Origin of the sequence: Nocardioides sp. NPDC047086 (assembly GCF_040643685.1) — a bacterium.
Classification (GTDB): domain Bacteria; phylum Actinomycetota; class Actinomycetes; order Propionibacteriales; family Nocardioidaceae; genus Nocardioides.
The window spans coordinates 20848-35502 of the sequence record NZ_JBEYUV010000019.1 but is presented as its reverse complement, the minus strand read 5'-3'; the positions used below and the strand labels follow the sequence as shown (position 1 = coordinate 35502).

The following is a 14655-nucleotide window of genomic DNA, read 5'->3' as shown; positions in this document are numbered from 1 at the left end:
TCGTGGGGTTGCTGCGTACGAGGTCGGCGGCGTCAGCCGCCGTGGCCGGTCGGGGCCAGGAGACGCTCGAGCTCGTCCTCCTTCTCGGTGGGTACGACGAAGAGGAGCTCGTCGCCCTGCTCGAGAGGCTGCTCGGGCGTGGGTACGTAGACCTGGCCGTCACGCAGCAGCGTGACCAGCGCGCAGTTCTCCGGGAACGGCACCAGACCGGTGGGCTTGCCGACGTAGGGCGAGTCGGCGGGCAGGGTGATCTCGACCAGGTTGGCCTGACCCTGCCGGAAGGTGAACAGCCGCACCAGGTCACCGACGGTGACGGCCTCCTCGACCAGCGCGGACATGATCCGCGGGGTGGAGACGTTGACGTCGACGCCCCAGGCCTCGGTGAAGAGCCACTCGTTGTTGGGGTGGTTGACCCGGCCCACGGTGCGCGGGACGCCGAACTCGGTCTTGGCCAGCAGCGAGCAGACCAGGTTGGCCTTGTCGTCACCGGTCGCGGCGATGACCACGTCGCAGTTGTCGAGCCTGGCCTCCTCGAGCGAGGAGAGCTCGCACGCGTCGGCGAGCAGCCACTCCGCGTCGGCGACCCGCTCGGGCTTGATCGAGCCCGGGTTCTTGTCGATGAGGAGCACCTCGTGGCCGTTGGTGATCAGCTCACGGGCGATGGACCGGCCGACGGCTCCGGCTCCGGCGATTGCGACGCGCATCAGTCTTCCTCGGGGCCGTTCTTGATCGTCTTGTACGCCTGCGCGGTGTTCTCCTCGCGCATCACGATGTGGAGCACGTCGCCCTCCTGGATCACGCTCTCGCGGACCGGGATGATCCCCTCGCCGAGCCGGTCGATCCACGCGATCCGCGCACCGGACTGGCGCTGGAACTTGATGGTGCGTTCGCCGACCCAGGGCTCGGGCATGATGATCTGGTCGATGCGGATGTTGCCCGACATGTCGCGGAAGTCGGGCTCGGCGCCGGCCGGCAGGAGCCGGCGGAGCACCTGGTCGGCGGTCCACTTCACCGTCGCCACCGTGCTGATCCCGAGGCGCTGGTAGACCTCGGCGCGGCCGGGGTCGTAGATGCGGGCCACGACCTGCTGGATGCCGAACTCCTCGCGCGCCACCCGGGCGGAGATGATGTTGGAGTTGTCACCGCTGGAGACCGCCGCGAACGCCTGGGCCCGCTTGATCCCGGCCTTGAGCAGGACCTCGCGGTCGAACCCCATCCCGGCGATCTTGTCGCCGTTGAACCCCGGTCCGAGCCGCCGGAACGCGTCGGAGTTCTGGTCGATGACCGAGACCGTGTGGTTGCGGTCCTCGAGGCTCCTGGCCAGGGTCGAGCCGACACGGCCACAGCCCATGATCACTACGTGCACCGTGTCATGATTGCACTCGCCCGGGTCGCGCGTCGCCTACGGCCTCGAAGTGGGCGTGTTCACCGGCGTGTCCCGGTGGGCGTGGCTATCCGGAAGCGCGAGGAAGCCGTGATGTGCCGTAGCGTCTGCGGTTGTGGGTGTCGGTGATGTCTCCAAGCGGATCCTGATCGGTCGCAAGCTTCGAAGCTCTCAGTTGGGCGAGACGCTGCTGCCGAAGCGCATCGCGCTACCCGTTTTCGCCAGCGACGCGCTCTCCTCGGTCGCCTACGCGCCCGACGAGATCTTCATCATGCTGGCGGTGGCAGGAGCCTCGGCGTACGCCTGGTCCTGGAAGATCGGCCTGGTCGTCGCCCTGGTGATGCTCACCGTGGTCGCCTCCTACCGGCAGACGGTGCACGCCTACCCCAGCGGCGGCGGCGACTACGAGGTCGCGACCGTCAACCTGGGGCGCAACGCAGGCGTGACCGTGGCGAGCGCGCTGCTGGTCGACTACGTGCTGACGGTCGCGGTGTCGATCTCCAACGCCGCGCAGTACGCCGCCAGCGCGATCCCCGGCCTGATCGGCCACGAGGTGCTGGTCGCCTCGGTCGCGGTCGTGCTGCTCACCGCGATGAACCTGCGTGGCGTCCGCGAGTCCGGGACGTTCTTCGCGGTCCCGACCTACCTGTTCATGTTCGCGATCCTCGGCATGGGCCTCTACGGGCTGATGCTGCTGGTGGGTGGCAACCTGCCCGAGGCGGAGAGCGCGGCCCTCCACATCCAGCCCGAGGCGGGCTGGGAGGGCACCCTCAACCAGATCGCGCTGGTCTTCCTGCTGGCTCGGGCGTTCTCCTCCGGGTGTGCGGCGCTGACCGGTGTCGAGGCGATCTCGAACGGCGTACCCGCCTTCCAGCGGCCCAAGAGCAAGAACGCGGCCACCACGCTGCTGCTGCTCGGCCTGATCGCGGTCTCGATGATGATGAGCATCATCGTGCTGGCCAACCAGATGAGCATCCGCTACGTCGACCCGCACCGCCTCGAGAACCTCCGCACCGCCGCCGGCAACGCCGTGCCGGACGGCTACGAGCAGCATCCGGTGATCTCCCAGATCGCGGCCGGGGTCTTCAGCGACTTCCCGCCGGGCTTCTACTTCGTCATCACCGTCACCGGCATCATCCTGGTCCTGGCCGCCAACACCGCGTTCAACGGCTTCCCGGTCCTCGGCTCGATCCTCGCCAAGGACGGCTACGCACCGCGGTCCCTGGGCGCGCGTGGCGACCGGCTCGCCTACAGCAACGGCATCGTCTTCCTGGCCGTGCTGGCGATCGCGCTGATCATCATCTTCGAGGCGCAGACCACGAAGCTGATCCAGCTCTACATCGTCGGCGTCTTCGTCTCCTTCAACCTCAGCCAGCTGGGCATGATCCGCCACTGGACCCGCCACCTGGCCACCGAACGGGATCAGGGCGAGCGGCACCGGATGCAGCGGTCGCGAGCGATCAACGCCTTCGGCCTCGGGATGACGTCGGTCGTGCTGGTGATCGTGCTGATCACCAAGTTCCTCGCCGGTGCCTGGATCACGATCCTGGCGATGGGCTTCTTCTACGTGGTCATGCTGGGGATCAGGCGTCACTACGACAACGTCGCCCGCGAGCTGGCCGCGGACGAGCAGGACAAGGTCATGCCGACCCGGGTCCACGCGATCGTCCTGGTCTCCAAGCTCCACAAGCCGACGCTGCGAGCGCTGGCCTTCGCCCAGGCGACCAGGCCCAACGCGCTCGAGGCCGTGACGGTCTCGACCACCGACTCCGACACCGCCGAGCTGCTCAAGCAGTGGGACGAGCGCAACCTGCCGATGCCGCTGAAGGTGCTTCACTCGCCCTACCGCGAGCTGATCCGCCCCGTCGTCGAGTACGCCTCCGCGATCCGCGACGCCAACCCGCGTGGCGTGGTGGCCGTCTACATCCCCGAGTACGTCGTGGGTCGCTGGTGGGAGCAGCTGCTCCACAACCAGACGGCGCTGCGGCTCAAGGGCCGGCTGCTGTTCACCCCGGGCGTCATGGTCATCTCGGTGCCCTACCAGCTCGCCTCCGGCAAGGAGCGCGCCGAGGAGATGCGCGAGGAATACTGGCTCGCGCCCGGCCTGCGCCGCGGAAGCGGACGCCGATGAGCCGCCCTCAGCGCAACGCATCCCGCGGACGGCGGCCGCGCCCGAAGGCGGCCAAGGGCGAGTCGTACGTCGGGCGGCGCTTCGAGGTCGAGGTCGGCCCGGTCGCGCACGGCGGTCACTTCGTGGCCCGGGTGTTGGTCGAGGAGGCCTCCCGCGTGGTCTTCGTACGCCACGCGCTACCCGGTGAGCAGGTGGTCGTCGAGATCACCGAGGGAACCGCCGGTGACCGGTTCTGGCGCGGGGACGCGGTCTCGGTGGTCTCGACCGCACCGGAACGGGTCGTTCCGCCGTGCCCCTACGCCGGTCCGGGACTGTGTGGCGGCTGCGACTTCCAGCATGTCTCCCTGTCGGGTCAGCGTGACCTGAAGGCGACGGTGCTGCGCGAGCAGCTCGTCCGGCTGGGCGGCCTCTCCACCGAGGACCCGCTCGTCGCCGGCCTGGTCGTCGAGGCCGTCCCCGGCGACGTGGACGGGCTGCGCTGGCGGACCCGTCAGCGCTACGCGAGCGCCCCGGGCGGCGGCCGCGGCATGCGGAAGTACCGCTCGCACGAGGTCATCCCCGTCGACGACTGCCTGATCGCGACCGCCGACGCCCGCGAGCCCGGTGCCGGGACGGTCGTGGAGACGGTCGAGGCCGGCGGAGCGAAGCACTCCTTCGAGGTCGCCGCCGACGGCTTCTGGCAGGTCCACCCGGGCGCGCCCACGGCGCTGGTCTCCGCGGTGCTGGCCGCCCTCTCGCCGGCGCCGGGCGACTCGGTCCTGGACCTCTACGCCGGCGTCGGGCTCTTCTCCGCCTTCCTCGCCGACGAGGTCGGTCCCACCGGACGTGTCGTCGCCGTCGAGGGCGACCAGACCGCCTCCGCGCTCTCGGTGGGCAACGTCCCCGCCGCCGAGGTCACCGCCGGTGACGTCGCCACCGTGCTGGGCCGTCTCGAGGAGGGCTTCTTCGACCTCGTCGTCCTCGACCCGCCCCGTGAGGGCGCCCGCCGTCCGGTCGTCGAGGCCGTGGTCGCGCGGGAGCCGGGCAAGGTCGCCTACGTGGCCTGTGACCCCGCCGCGCTGGCCCGCGACGTCGCGATCTTCGCCGAGCACGGTTACCGGCTGCGTACGCTGCGTGCCTTCGACCTGTTCCCGATGACCCATCATGTCGAGGCCGTCGCGCTGCTGACCCGCTGACAGCCTCAGGGTGCGGATATCGGTTGCGCGCCGGGGGCATCGGCGTTGAGATGCTGCCGTGAGCGATGACCTGTGGGGGACCGACCGGCTCGACCTGAGCGCCTATCTGGAGCGGATCGGCGCCGTCGAGCCGTCCGGCCCGTCGCGGGCGGCGCTGGAGGAGATCTACGCCGCCCACCTGCGCACCTTCACCTTCGACAACATCGACGTGCTGCTCGACCAGCATCCCGGCGTCGACCTGCCCGAGGTCCAGGCGAAGTTCGCGGGCAGGGGGAGAGGCGGCTACTGCTTCGAGCACGGCACGCTGCTCGGTGCGGTGCTGGACCGGCTCGGTTTCGCCGTCGAGCGGAGGCTCGCCCGGGTCGGTCCCGACCCTACCGCGGCGGGACGTACGCATCTCGTGGTCGTTGCCGACCCTTCGACAAGCTCAGGACATCGCCTGGACGGCGGCGAGCGGCTGCTGCTCGATCCCGGGTTCGGGCTGAGCCTGTGGCGCCCGATCCCGCTGGCCGACGGCGCGGTCGACGAGGTCCGGGGCATCTCCCACCGGGTGCGACGGAGCGAGCACGGCTGGGCTCTGGAGCGGGGCAAGGACGACGGCTGGGAGCTGATGCACACCCACGACGAGGCGCTGGTCGTGCCCAGCGACGTCGCGCTCGGCCACCACTACACGAGCACTCACCCGACGGTGCACTTCCGTCACCGGATGATCGTGACCCGGCTCCTCGAGGACCGACACGTCAGCCTCACCAACGACACCGTCACCATCCGCCGCGAGGGCGAGGAGACCGAGCACCGCGAGATCGGGCCGGACGAGGCGATGGCCTGGGTCGAGGAGCTCGAGGTGCCGCTCACCGACGACGAGCGGGCGCGCCTGCGCGAGCGGCTCGGCACTCTCGGCTAACGCTCCTCGACGACGATCTGCATCGCCATGGTCGGGTCCTCGGAGAGGTCGGTGATCAGCTGCCGACGGTCCAGGACGGCCTCGTCCAGGTGCGGGCCGAGCGTGCCGAGCAGCTCACCGGTCGTGGCAGCCGGCATCGCGTTGAGCACGCGTGGCGTACGCCGTCCCGAGTAGGGCACCACCCGGGCCAGTGCTCCCGCCACCGACCGGGTGGCCTCCGCGAACGATCCCGTGATCGGGTCGGTGATGGGGCTGAGCCAGTCGGCGGCCCGCTCGGCCTCGGCGAGAGACGTGCGCGCCTTCAGGTCGGCGAGGCGTACGTCCTCCAGGGCCTGCTCCAGACGACGCTGCTCGAGGTAGGCGAGCGCGACGACGACGCCGGTGCCGAGCACGCCGAGCAGCGCGAGGCTAGCGACCAGCATGGACCTTGACCTCCGCCACGACGCCCTCGTCGGCGAGCCGTTCGCGCAGCGAGTCGGCGGCCTGGTCGTAGACCATCTTGGAGAGCAGCGCCGGCCGCACCCTGTGCAGCATCGTGGCCGCCTTGGTCTGCGCGGAGGCCAGCTCGAGCGGGTTGAGGATGCGGATGCTCAGCAGCCGGTCCTCGGGCGGGAGCTCGGCGTAGGCGGTGCGCGGGGCCGAGAGGTCGGCCTGCTCCAGCCGCCACAGCAGACCGATGGTCTCGGCACGCAGCGCCTTGTTGGCGCGCCGCAGGCGCCAGGCGACAGCCGCGGCGGCCACGGCGATCACCAGCGCCACGACGGCGATCAGGGTGCTCAAGGCTCTCCTCAGTTCATCCGGGGTCGGGACAATCATGGAGCATCCGAGGATCGCTGTCAGCGGCGGTGGTCACAACGCGGCGCGCCGCGGTGATTCGAAATGTCGTTCGACATCATGTATCTTGATATCAAGAGATCGACGGCATGTCCGTCGTAAAAGGTTAGGTGAGCCTTTGTTTTCCCGGCGTAGGTAGCCGGGGCAGGATGGGCCTCAAAGACTTGAATTCGTACGTCACTGTGGACGCGAGCAAGGAGATGAACGCGTTGGCCAGCAAGGACAGCTTCGGTGCCAAGAGCACCCTGGACGTGGACGGTAAGTCCTACGAGATCTTCCGCCTGGATGCGGTCAAGGGTGAGGGCCTCGACGTGGCGTCGCTGCCCTTCTCGTTGAAGGTGCTGCTGGAGAACCTCCTGCGCACCGAGGACGGCGCGAACATCACCGCCGACGACATCAAGGCCCTGGCGGGTTGGGACGAGACCGCCGAGCCCGACAAGGAGATCCAGTACACGCCGGCGCGCGTGATCATGCAGGACTTCACCGGCGTGCCCTGCATCGTCGACCTGGCGACGCTGCGGGAGGCCGCGGCCGAGCTCGGCGGCGACCCGACCAAGATCAACCCGCTCTCGCCCGCCGAGATGGTCATCGACCACTCCGTGATCGCCGAGGTCTTCGGCACCCCGGAGGCCTTCGAGCGCAACGTCGAGATCGAGTACGAGCGCAACCGCGAGCGCTACCAGTTCCTGCGCTGGGGCCAGACCGCGTTCGAGGACTTCAAGGTCGTCCCGCCGGGCACCGGCATCGTCCACCAGGTCAACATCGAGCACCTGGCCCGCACCGTCTTCACCCGTGAGGTCGACGGCGAGCTGCAGGCCTACCCCGACACCTGCGTCGGCACCGACTCCCACACCACCATGGTCAACGGCCTGGGCGTGCTCGGCTTCGGCGTCGGCGGCATCGAGGCCGAGGCCGCGCTGCTGGGTCAGCCGGTCTCCATGCTGATCCCGCGCGTGGTCGGCTTCAAGCTCCACGGCGACCTGCCCGAGGGCTCGACCGCCACCGACCTGGTCCTCACCATCACCGAGATGCTGCGCAAGCACGGTGTGGTCGGCAAGTTCGTGGAGTTCTACGGCGCCGGCGTGACCGCGCTGCCGCTGGCCAACCGCGCCACGATCGGCAACATGTCGCCGGAGTTCGGCTCCACCGTCGCGATCTTCCCGGTCGACGAGGAGACCATCAACTACCTCAAGCTCACCGGCCGCTCCGAGGAGCAGCTGGCGCTGGTGGAGAAGTACGCCAAGGAGCAGGGCCTCTGGCACGACCCGGCCGCCGAGCCGCGCTACTCCGAGACGCTCGAGCTCGACCTCTCCACGGTCGTCCCGAGCATCGCCGGCCCGAAGCGCCCGCAGGACCGCGTCGAGCTCACCGACGCCAAGACCTCCTTCGAGGGTCACCTGCCGAGCTACACCTCGGCGACCGACGCCAAGATCCCGGTCAAGCTGGCCGACGGCACCGAGTTCGAGCTGGAGAACGGCGCGGTCACGATCGCCTCGATCACCTCCTGCACCAACACCTCCAACCCGTCGGTCATGATCGGCGCCGCGCTGCTGGCGAAGAAGGCCGTCGAGAAGGGCCTGACCCGCAAGCCGTGGGTCAAGACCACTCTCGCGCCGGGATCGAAGGTCGTCACCGACTACTACGACAAGGCCGGGCTGACCCCCTACCTGGAGAAGGTCGGCTTCAACCTCGTCGGCTACGGCTGCGTGACCTGCATCGGCAACTCGGGCCCGATCATCCCCGAGGTCTCCGCCGCGGTGAACGACAACGACCTCGCCGTCGTCTCGGTGCTCTCGGGCAACCGTAACTTCGAGGGTCGGATCAACCCCGACGTGAAGATGAACTACCTCGCCTCGCCGCCGCTGGTCATCGCCTACGCCCTGGCCGGCAACATGAACCTCAACCTTCTCGAGGACTCCCTCGGCAAGGACCAGGACGGCAACGACGTCTTCCTCAAGGACATCTGGCCCTCGCCGGCCGAGGTCGAGGAGACCATCGCCACCGCGATCGACTCCGACATGTTCACCAAGGACTACGCCGACGTCTTCGCGGGCGACGAGCGCTGGCAGAACCTGCCGACCCCGACCGGTGACACCTTCACCTGGGACGAGGAGTCGACCTACGTCCGCAAGGCGCCGTACTTCGACGGCATGGCCAAGGCCCCCGCCCCGGTCACCGACATCGAGGGCGCGCGGGTGCTGCTGAAGCTGGGCGACTCGGTCACCACCGACCACATCAGCCCCGCGGGCAACATCAAGAAGGACTCGCCCGCCGGCAAGTACCTCATCGAGCACGGTGTCGAGCAGCGTGACTTCAACTCCTACGGCTCGCGCCGAGGCAACCACGAGATCATGATCCGCGGCACCTTCGCCAACATCCGGATCAAGAACCAGGTCGCCCCGGGCACCGAGGGTGGTTACACCCGCGACTTCACCCAGCCCGAGGCTCCGGTCAGCTTCATCTACGACGCGGCGCAGAACTACGCCGCGGCCGGCACCCCGCTGGTCGTCCTCGGCGGCAAGGAGTACGGCTCCGGCTCCTCGCGCGACTGGGCCGCCAAGGGCACCTCCCTGCTGGGCGTCAAGGCCGTCATCACCGAGTCGTTCGAGCGCATCCACCGCTCCAACCTGATCGGTATGGGCGTCATCCCGCTGCAGTTCCCCGCGGGCCAGAACGCCGACAGCCTCGGCCTGACCGGTGAGGAGACCTTCTCGATCTCCGGCATCACCGCGCTCAACGAGGGCGTCACCCCGAAGACGGTCAAGGTCACCACCGACACCGGTGTCGAGTTCGACGCGGTCGTCCGCATCGACACCCCCGGTGAGGCCAACTACTACCGCAACGGCGGCATCCTGCAGTACGTCCTGCGCAGCCTGGTCAACGCCTGACCTGACCCCACGAACGGCCCGTCACCCCGAAAGGGTGGCGGGCCGTTCCCCACCCCGCCGAGGCGTCAGGTACGTCGGGCGAGGCGTCAGGCAGGTCGGCTGAAGCGTCGCGCACGTCGGCCGAGACGTCGGGTAGGTCAGTCGAGGCGTCGCGCACGTCGGTCGAGATGTCAGTCAGGAGGGCCGAGGTGGCACGCAGTGACGTCTCAGTCGACCGCAGTGACGCTTCGACCGGCGCGGGTGACCTTTCGGCCGACGCGGGTGATGCCTCGGCCGACCTGCCTGACGCTTCGACCGACGGGGGTGACGTCTCGACCGACGGGGGTGACGCCTCGGCCGACGTACCTGACGCCTCGGCTCAGGTCAGTGAGGCGATCCTGGCGCGGCTGTCCTCGTGGAGCGCGGAGAGGAGGGCGTCGGCGGCCTCGCCCTGCTCGGCCGTCGCGGCGGCGATCTCGGCGACGGTCTCGTCGGGGAGGCCGGCGAGGATCGGGTCGACCACGGAGGGCTCGTCGATGAAGAGCGCGAGCTGGAGGATCTCGGCGCCCGAGGCGCCGTCGACGACCTCGAGCGAGGTCACGGGGCTGACCACGCCGGTGAAGCGGGCCAGCGCCATCAGGTGGCCCTGGGCGAGCAGCAGGCGCCCGACCTCGACGACCAGCGCGCTGTCGAGCTTGGCGATGATGCCCTCGACCCGGCTCGGGGCGAGGTGTACGGAGAGCTCGGCGAGGAACTCCGGCTTCAGGTGGCCGGCCAGCTTCGCGGCGTCGGCAGGATCCATCACGGCAGCCACCCGGGCGCTGAGCATGGGGCCCATCGCGATCTCGGTGATCTTCGCGGTGACCGCAGCGGGGAGCTTCTTGCTGACCGCCGCCAGTCCCTTGACCCGGGACTCGTGGCGGCTGAACATCGCGTGCGAGACGATCCCGCGCAGGTCCCGGAGATCGTCGGGGGAGGTGGTGGCGAGGAAGGCGAGCTCGGCCTCGTCCACGTGCATCTCATGGGCGAGCTTGGTGATCTCCAGCGCGCTGGTCAGGGCGGTCATCGGGCACCTCCGAGCATCTTCTGGACGACCCCGCGCAGCATCTTCGGCACGAGCTTCAGCGCCTCGTCGAGGGAGGCGTCGAAGGCCTTGTCCTCCGCGGTCATCGCGCCCCGGGTCAGCTCGTCGAACCTGCCCAGCTGCCGGTCGTCGTACGCCTCCAGCGGCGCCAGCCGCGTGGCCGGCACGCCCAAGGTGGCAGCGAGCCGGTCGAGTCCCTCACTCATCGGTTCCTTCCCGCCGGGTGTGGCACCTTCGGCCCCCGGCGGCGCCACTATATGCAGCGCGATGATCCATTCGGATAGTGTCTCGACATGCTCGTCGCCTTCTCGATCGCCCCGACAACGACCGACGACCCCGATGGTTCGGTGGCCGCCTCCGTCGCCGAGGCGATCCGCATCGTCCGTGCGTCCGGACTGCCCAACGAGACCAACGCCATGTTCACCAACCTGGAGGGGGAGTGGGACGAGGTCATGGGTGTCATCAAGCAGTGCGTCGACGCGGTCGCCGCCGTCTCCCCGCGGGTCGGGCTGGTGCTCAAGGCCGATATCCGGCCCGGCTACCAGGGCCAGCTGAGCGCCAAGGTGGAGCGGATCGAGTCGGTGCTGCGAGAGCGCTGACCGGGCGATAGCTGGGCGGTTCAGCGGAGCAGGTACGGATGGTCGAAGAGGTACTTCGCCCTCCGAACCTTCAGCATCGTGACGATCTCGGCGATGTCCATGGAGGCGGTGCTCGACGCGTCGCCGGTGCTGACGGCGCAGCGCGCGGCCGGGTCGACGACAGGGTCGACGCGGCGTGCGCTGGCGGCGGTGGGCGCGACGGCGGACATGATGGTCAGTGCACCGGCAACGGCGGTGGCAGCAGCGAGGGTGGTCGCGGTGCGGTGGGTGGTGGTGTTCATGGTGCCTTCCTTGGTCGTGGGGCTGGTGGCCCCGGTGTAGGTCTCCGTTCCCGGGCAAGTCCTCGCTGCTCCGGGCCGGAGTGGCCGCGGCCCTGCGCGGTCGCGGGCAGCCCAGCGTGACGATCGCACCCGGCCCGCACCCGATGGAGTCGTTGACCGCCCTCGGGCAGGCCCCGCGCGGCGCGGCGCTGCTGATCGACCAGTGCGAGGAGCTGTTCTCGCTGTGCGAGGACGCCGAGGAGCGGCGGGAGTTCCTCGGCGCCCTGGTCGCCGAGGCCCCGAGCCGGACGATCGTGGTCGCACTGCGTGCCGATCACCTGGCCGACCTCGCCGCGCACCCGGGGTTCAGCCGGCTCGTCGAGCGCGGGATGTATCTGGTCGGTGGGCTGGACGAGGACGGCCTGCGCTCCGCGGTGGAGACACCCGCGCGGCAGGCGGGCCTGCTGATCGAGCCCGGCCTGGTCGACCTCCTGGTCCGCGAGGTCGGCAACGACCCGGGGGCGCTTCCGCTGATGTCCCACGCGCTGCAGGAGACCTGGAAACGACGCGAGGGAAACACCTTGACCGTGGCCGGCTATCGCGCGAGCGGCGGGATCAACGGAGCCGTGGCCCAGTCGGCCGAAGGCCTCTACTCCGAGGTCGAGGCCGAACGCCGGTACCTGCTGCGCGACCTCGTCCTGCGTCTGGTCTCGCCGGGACCCGAGGGCGAACCCGTCCGCACCCGGGTCCCGCGCCGCCTGGTCGGCACCGACCCCGAGCACGAGCAGCTCATCGAGATGCTGGTCGCCGCCCGGCTGGTCACCAGCCACGACGACGCCCTCGAGATCACTCACGAGGCCCTCACCCGAGCCTGGCCCCGGCTCCGCGGCTGGCTCGAGGACGACATCGAGGGCCAACGGATCCGTCACCATCTCTCGGCCGCCGCCGACGCCTGGGAGGCGCTCGGCCGTCCGCAGAGCGAGCTCTACCGCGGTGTACGTCTGGCCCGGGCGCTCGAGTCGCGGGCCGGGAAGGACACCGCGCTCACCGGCGTCGAGCGTGAGTTCCTCGAGGCCTCCTCCCACCACGCCGAGGACGAGCAGCGGAGCATCCTCGAGCGTGCCCGTGCGCAGGCCCGGCTGATCCGCCGGCTCCGGATGGCGCTGGGCGGTGCCGCCGTACTCCTTGTCGTCGCGCTGGTCGCCGGGGCCCTGGCGGTCGTCCAGTCCGACCGGGCGACCGAGAACGCCGCCCGGGCCGAGGACGCCGCCGTCTCCGCGGACGCGCGGCGGGTCGGGGCCCGGGCCCTGCTCGCCGACGACCTCAGCCTCTCGTTGCTGCTCGCCGCCGCGGGTGCGCGGCTGGATGACTCGCCGGAGACCCGGGCGAACCTCGTGGCCGCGTTGGCGATGCGGCCCGAGCTCGTCCGTTCGGCGCCTGCCGAAGGGGGCTACGTGGAGACCTTGGACGTCAGCAACGACGGTCGCCTGATCACCACCACGGACAGTCAGAACCGGGCTCATCTCTACGAGGCCGCCACCGGCCGGCTGCTGGGCACCTACGACCCGGCTCAGCCATCCGGGGCCGGGTGGCTGCTCGCGGCGCTCAGCCCTGACGGCAAGCAGCTCGCCGTCATCCCCAACGGCGAGGGCTCCACGGAGCCGGTGCGTCTGCTGGACACGAGCACGATGGAGCCGGCAACCGAGCTGGCCTACCCCGGAGGAACGAAGGTCTGGGGAGTCGACGTCCGGTTCAGCGCCGGAGGCCGTTACCTGGCAGGCAGCGTCTACCCGTCCAGCTGGGCCACGACGGGCGACTGGCAGGACCAGGGCTACACGCTGGTCTGGGACCTCCGCGCGCCGTCGAAGAAGCCCGTCCGGATCCCGACCGGCACCGTTCCGACAGGAGCCGGGCTCAGCCGGGACGGCCGGATCCTCTACAGCGACTGGCCGCTGACGGCCTACGACATGGCCTCGGGGGACCAGATCTGGCAGCGCGAGGAGATCAGGTCGTACGCCGCCGCCGACCTGAACGCCGAGGGCACCCTGCTGGCGCTCACCGACACCGGCGAGGCGAACATGAGGGAACGCACGGAGAGCAGCTGGAACGTGCTCCTGGTGCGTACTTCCGACGGGGCGACCGTCCGCACGCTGCGAGGGCACCAGGACCGGGTCCGCGACGTACAGTTCTCGCCCGACGGATCGCTGGTGGCCTCGCACTCCGCCGACGGCGAGCTCATCGTCTGGGACACCGCCACCGGCCAGCCGCTGGCACGATGGCAGACCACCTCCCAGTGGGGCATCGACTTCAGCCCGGACGGCGACCTGGTCTACGAGGGCGGCGGCCCGACGATGCTGCGCACCCGGGATCTGTCGGGGGAGGAGACCTACCTGCGGCGTACGAGTCAGGTCGAGGACGCCGAGGCCTACGCGCACGCCGACCTCTCCCCGGACGGGTCCCGGGTGGCCTACAGCTGGACCGAGGGGGACACCGGATGGGTCAGGTTCGTCGACACCGCCACCGGGAAGAGCACCCCGCCCGCGCGAGTCCCGGTGATCGCAGGTCCCTGGGGCAGCGGCACCTGGCACCCCGACGGGGAGCGGTACGTCGCATCCTGCGTGACGGGCGAGTGCGGCGAAGCAGTCGTGCTGGACCCCGCCACCGGCACCGTCGAGAGGCGCGAGGACCTGGAGGGAGACATCGTCTCCCTGGCGTACGTCGAGGAGGGGCGCAGCCTGCTCGTCAGTGGCATGAAGGGGACCGTCCTCGTCGATGCCCGGACCCTGCGGCCGCGCAGCGACCGGCTCGACATCCCCGGCTCCGCCATCGTCCCGATCGGGGACGGGAGCACGGCGCTGGTCGGCGCCGGAACTCCGGACGGCACCGCCGAGCGCTGGCAGGTGATCGACGTACGGACCGGCAAGGTCCGGACCGAGGGGAGCCTGGACTTCGTCAGGTACGCCTCCGTCGCCTCGCCTGACGGCTCCGTGGTCGCCGCGGCGGGGGACACCGGCGACATCGTGATCACCGATGTCTCGACCGGGGAGACGCTGCAGCGATCCACCGGCGCCGGTGCGGCCGTGCTCTGGCTCGACTACTCAGAGGACGGGGAGCTGCTCGTCTCCGCCGCCGACGACGGCGGGGTCAGCCTGTGGGACGCGGAGACGCTGGAGCTGCTGGGCACCGTCCGTCCACCCCACCAGGGCGACCCGCTGCCGGCCAGCGCCCGGTTCATCGGCGACAGCCACGACGTGGCCATCGCGACGTACGGCGGCACGGTCTCTCGGTGGGAGACCGATGTGGACCGTGCCATCGACTTCGCCTGCCAGATGGCGGGCCGGGACCTGAGCGAGGAGGAGTGGGACGAGTTCCTGCCCGACGAGCCCCGGCAGCCCGTCTGCCGCGAGGAGTGAGTGA

Annotated in this window: 13 protein-coding genes; 6 read left to right on the top strand and 7 right to left on the bottom strand. The window is 70.1% G+C overall.

The genetic code is table 11. The features are described from left to right. Positions 1 to 32: 32 nt before the first annotated feature. Both ABZ796_RS15180 and ABZ796_RS15175 read right to left on the bottom strand, forming a co-directional pair. Complete coding sequence (locus tag ABZ796_RS15180; RefSeq protein WP_091041412.1) at positions 33 to 704, bottom strand: TrkA family potassium uptake protein; 672 nt, start codon at positions 702 to 704, stop codon at positions 33 to 35. Further along, the gene (locus ABZ796_RS15175) at positions 704 to 1366 is read right to left on the bottom strand and encodes a TrkA family potassium uptake protein (protein WP_357337884.1); all 663 of its coding nucleotides are present in this window, start codon (positions 1364 to 1366) and stop codon (positions 704 to 706) included. The genes ABZ796_RS15180 and ABZ796_RS15175 overlap by 1 nt, the downstream gene beginning before the upstream one ends. A gap of 133 nt (positions 1367 to 1499) precedes the next feature. On the opposite strand from ABZ796_RS15175, the gene ABZ796_RS15170 reads away from it, so the two are divergent. The 3 genes from ABZ796_RS15170 to ABZ796_RS15160 are packed head-to-tail and all read left to right on the top strand — an operon-like array spanning position 1500 to position 5594. After that, positions 1500 to 3515: an APC family permease gene (locus ABZ796_RS15170; protein WP_357337883.1), complete on the top strand. Its 2016-nt coding sequence runs from the start codon at positions 1500 to 1502 to the stop codon at positions 3513 to 3515. Beyond that, on the top strand, positions 3512 to 4690 hold the full coding sequence (locus ABZ796_RS15165) for a TRAM domain-containing protein (RefSeq protein WP_357337882.1): 1179 nt from the start codon (positions 3512 to 3514) through the stop codon (positions 4688 to 4690). Before ABZ796_RS15170 ends, ABZ796_RS15165 begins: the two co-directional genes overlap by 4 nt. 58 nt (positions 4691 to 4748) lie before the next feature. Further along, entirely contained in the window at positions 4749 to 5594 is an 846-nt protein-coding gene (locus ABZ796_RS15160) for an arylamine N-acetyltransferase (protein ID WP_357337880.1), read from the top strand. On the opposite strand, the gene ABZ796_RS15155 is transcribed toward ABZ796_RS15160, so the two are convergent. Further along, complete coding sequence (locus tag ABZ796_RS15155) at positions 5591 to 6016, bottom strand: hypothetical protein (RefSeq protein ID WP_357337879.1); 426 nt, start codon at positions 6014 to 6016, stop codon at positions 5591 to 5593. The two genes, ABZ796_RS15160 and ABZ796_RS15155, sit on opposite strands and share 4 nt — an antisense overlap. Then, complete coding sequence (locus ABZ796_RS15150; protein ID WP_357337877.1) at positions 6003 to 6374, bottom strand: hypothetical protein; 372 nt, start codon at positions 6372 to 6374, stop codon at positions 6003 to 6005. Before ABZ796_RS15150 ends, ABZ796_RS15155 begins: the two co-directional genes overlap by 14 nt. Positions 6375 to 6628: 254 nt before the next feature. Between ABZ796_RS15150 and acnA the strand changes: the two genes are divergently transcribed. Next, complete coding sequence (gene acnA / locus ABZ796_RS15145) at positions 6629 to 9316, top strand: aconitate hydratase AcnA (RefSeq protein ID WP_357337875.1); 2688 nt, start codon at positions 6629 to 6631, stop codon at positions 9314 to 9316. Between the two features lie 358 nt (positions 9317 to 9674). Here acnA and ABZ796_RS15140 read toward each other — a convergent pair whose 3' ends face one another. Then, positions 9675 to 10361 carry a hypothetical protein gene (locus ABZ796_RS15140; protein WP_357337873.1) on the bottom strand — a complete coding sequence of 229 codons (687 nt, stop codon included), beginning with the start codon at positions 10359 to 10361 and terminating at the stop codon, positions 9675 to 9677. Next, positions 10358 to 10585 (bottom strand): hypothetical protein, encoded by a 228-nt coding sequence (locus ABZ796_RS15135; protein ID WP_357337872.1) that lies wholly within the window; start codon positions 10583 to 10585, stop codon positions 10358 to 10360. The genes ABZ796_RS15140 and ABZ796_RS15135 overlap by 4 nt, the downstream gene beginning before the upstream one ends. 87 nt (positions 10586 to 10672) lie before the next feature. Between ABZ796_RS15135 and ABZ796_RS15130 the strand changes: the two genes are divergently transcribed. Beyond that, positions 10673 to 10978, top strand: a complete 306-nt coding sequence (locus ABZ796_RS15130) for a thiamine-binding protein (protein WP_357337871.1) — start codon at positions 10673 to 10675, stop codon at positions 10976 to 10978. A gap of 20 nt (positions 10979 to 10998) precedes the next feature. Here the strand turns inward: ABZ796_RS15130 and ABZ796_RS15125 are convergent, their stop codons facing one another. Next, entirely contained in the window at positions 10999 to 11259 is a 261-nt protein-coding gene (locus ABZ796_RS15125; protein ID WP_357337975.1) for a hypothetical protein, read from the bottom strand. On the opposite strand from ABZ796_RS15125, the gene ABZ796_RS15120 reads away from it, so the two are divergent. Then, complete coding sequence (locus ABZ796_RS15120; protein ID WP_357337869.1) at positions 11196 to 14651, top strand: PQQ-binding-like beta-propeller repeat protein; 3456 nt, start codon at positions 11196 to 11198, stop codon at positions 14649 to 14651. The genes ABZ796_RS15125 and ABZ796_RS15120 overlap by 64 nt on opposite strands. Positions 14652 to 14655: the final 4 nt, after the last annotated feature.